The organism is Streptomyces sp. SID1328 (genome assembly GCF_009865595.1).
GTDB lineage: Bacteria > Actinomycetota > Actinomycetes > Streptomycetales > Streptomycetaceae > Streptomyces > Streptomyces griseoluteus.
Genome location: NZ_WWKH01000249.1, coordinates 1 through 2,703, shown reverse-complemented (window position 1 = coordinate 2,703; position 2,703 = coordinate 1). Strand labels below are relative to the sequence as shown.

The window sequence follows — 2,703 nt, the reverse complement described above, 5'->3', positions numbered from 1 at the left end:
CCTCGACACAGCCGGCCACCGCGTCGTGGCCCCGGGCGCGCGGGCCGCCGCCGCGTGAGTCGGAGCGCACCGCGCCGCCGGTGTCCCAGGTGCCGCGCGGCCCGGTGAACAGGCACAGCTCGATGCCGCGTTCGCGGGTCGCCCCGGCCATCTCGGTGATCTCGGCGTCCGTGAGCATCCAGACGCCGCTGCCCTGGCTGACCCGGTGCACCGGCACGTCCAGCCGTGCCGCCTCGGCCAGCACGACGGCCAGCGCCTCGGGCCCCTCGCACGAGGGGATCTCGGTACGCCAGCTCCCGCCGTCCGGGAAGCGGTGCGGGGAGGCGTCGGCGGGGTCGGGGGCGGGCGCGGCCAGCCCCAGAGCGGCGAGCGCCTGCTCACCGGGCCGGCGGACTGCCGGGGCGGAAAGGTCGGTCACGGGCTGCCTTTCGTGTTCGGTATGCCGGACAAGGTTCGGATCTTCGGGCGAACGAGCCCCCAGGGGAGCGCGTACGCCCGGGTCAGGGCAGCAGCAGCACCTTTCCGGGCCCCTCGGCTTCGACCGCCCGCGCGAACTCGGTCAGCGGCAGCCGGTGCGACACCAGGGGCAGGGGATCCAGCAGCCCGGCGCCGAACAGCCGGACCGCGTGCGCCCAGGCGGCCGGGGGTGCCCCGAAGACGGTCCGCACCTCCAGCCGCCGCAGGACGAGGCCGGCCGGGTCCAGGCCCGCCGCGCCCGGTGCGGGGATGCCGGTGAGCACCAGGCGTCCGCCCCGCCGGAGCAGTGCGGCGGCCGTGACCGCCGCCTCGGCGGAGCCCGCGGCCTCGATCACCACGTCGTAACCGCCGGGCAGGTCCGGGCCGCTCACGGCGAAGCCGGTGGCGCCGAACTCCTTCGCCAACGCCTCGCGTTCCCGGTCCAGGCCCACCATCAGCAGCTCGGCGGGGGAGACCGCCGCGAGGAACCGCACCGCGAGCATGCCGAGCGTCCCCGTGCCGACCACCGCGACCCGCTCGCCGGGCCGGGCGTCGGCGAGGAGGGCGGCGGCCGCGACACAGGCGGCGGGCTCCAGCAGGGCGGCCGCGGTGAGGTCGGCGTCGTCGGGCAGGGGGTGCAGCAGCCGGGCGGGCAGCGTGAGGGTGGGGGCCATCGCGCCGGGGCGGGTGAAGCCGGTCTCCTCGTACCCCGCCTCGCAGAGCGTGGTCTCGCCGGCGTGACAGCGGGCGCACACCTGGCAGTTGCGGAAGCCCTCGCCGACCACCTTGCGGCCGGCCAGGCGCTCCGGCACCCCGGCGCCCACCTCCCGTACCGTGCCGGACCACTCGTGGCCGGGCACCACCGGGTAACGCACGTACGGCGCGGCCCGGTTGCCCCGGTACAGCTCGCGGTCGCTGCCACAGATCCCCACCGCGTGCACGGTGACCAGCGCCTCGCCGGGGCCGGGCGTACGGGGTGTGTGCGGCTCCAGCCGGTGCGTGCCCGGCGCCTCGACCACCACCTGGACGCTCACTTCGTCCCCTTCGGCCTGCGGCGCTCCCAGCCCTCGGCCCATAGGTCGAACCGGGCCTGCTGCTGCGGGAATTCGGCCGCCGCGTCGGTGTCCAGCTCGACGCCGAGGCCGGGGGCGTCGGAGAGGTGGAAGTAGCCGTCGACCACCTCGGGCGCGCCCTTCACCACCGTCTTGATCTCCGCGTCCGCGAAGTCGTTGAAGTGCTCCAGGATCTTGAAGTTCGGTGTGCTGAAGCCGACTTGGAGCGAGGCGGCGGTGAGGACCGACCCGCCCACGTTGTGCGGGGCGAGCAGCACGTAGTGGGTCTCGGCGGTCGCGGCCAGCTTGCGGGTCTCCCCGATGCCGCCGATGTGGCCGACGTCCGGCTGGAGGATGTCCGCCGACTGGCTCTCGAACAGCTCCCGGAACTCGATCCGGTCGTGCATCCGCTCCCCGGTGGCGACCGGGATGTCCACCTTGGCGGCCACCTTCTGCAGCGCCTTCAGGTTCTCCGGCGGCACCGGCTCCTCCAGCCAGGCAGGGTCGAAGGGCGCCAGTTCGCGGGCGAGGCGGATCGCGGTGGCGGGGGAGAAGCGGCCGTGCATCTCCAGCATCAGCTCGGTGTCCGGGCCGATCGCGTCCCGTACGGCCTCGATCAGGGAGACGGCGTACCGGGTGCGCTCATGGTCCAGTTCGAAGTGGCCGTTGCCGAACGGGTCGATCTTCAGGGCCCGGTAGCCCCGCGCCACGACCGCGCGGGCCGCCTCGTGGTACGCCTCCGGCGTGCGCTCGGTGGTGTACCAGCCGTTGGCGTACGCCTTGACGCGGTCGGTGACCTTTCCGCCGAGCAACTGCCACACCGGTACGCCGAGCGCCTTGCCCTTGATGTCCCAGCAGGCCATCTCGACCACCGCGATCCCGGACATCACGATCTCGCCGGCCCGGCCGAAGTCGCCGTACTTCATCCGGCGGACCAGGTCCTCCACGGCGAACGGGTCGGAGCCCGCGATGTGGTTGGCCTCGGCCTCCCGCAAGTAGCCGAGCAGGGCGTCGGTGTGACCCAGCATGCGGGTCTCCCCGACGCCGGTGAGCCCTTCGTCCGTGTGGACCTGCACATAGGTCAGGTTCCGCCACGGTGTGCCGACCACATGGGTGCTGATTCCGGTGATACGCACGCCCGTCCACCCCTCGGTGTTCGAAATTTCGTCATGCGTTCGAAATGCTGGCGTGACAG

At 73.6% G+C, this 2,703-nt stretch carries 2 protein-coding genes and 1 pseudogene; all 3 read right to left on the bottom strand.

The annotated features are described in order from the left end of the window. Positions 1 to 418: pseudogene (locus tag GT030_RS07300) on the bottom strand (hypothetical protein); the annotation flags it as partial. An 82-nt stretch (positions 419 to 500) separates the two neighbouring features. Then, complete coding sequence (locus GT030_RS07295; RefSeq protein ID WP_161200374.1) at positions 501 to 1,490, bottom strand: alcohol dehydrogenase catalytic domain-containing protein; 990 nt, start codon at positions 1,488 to 1,490, stop codon at positions 501 to 503. Next, positions 1,487 to 2,644: a mandelate racemase/muconate lactonizing enzyme family protein gene (locus tag GT030_RS07290; protein ID WP_161200373.1), complete on the bottom strand. Its 1,158-nt coding sequence runs from the start codon at positions 2,642 to 2,644 to the stop codon at positions 1,487 to 1,489. Before GT030_RS07290 ends, GT030_RS07295 begins: the two co-directional genes overlap by 4 nt. Positions 2,645 to 2,703 lie beyond the last annotated feature (59 nt).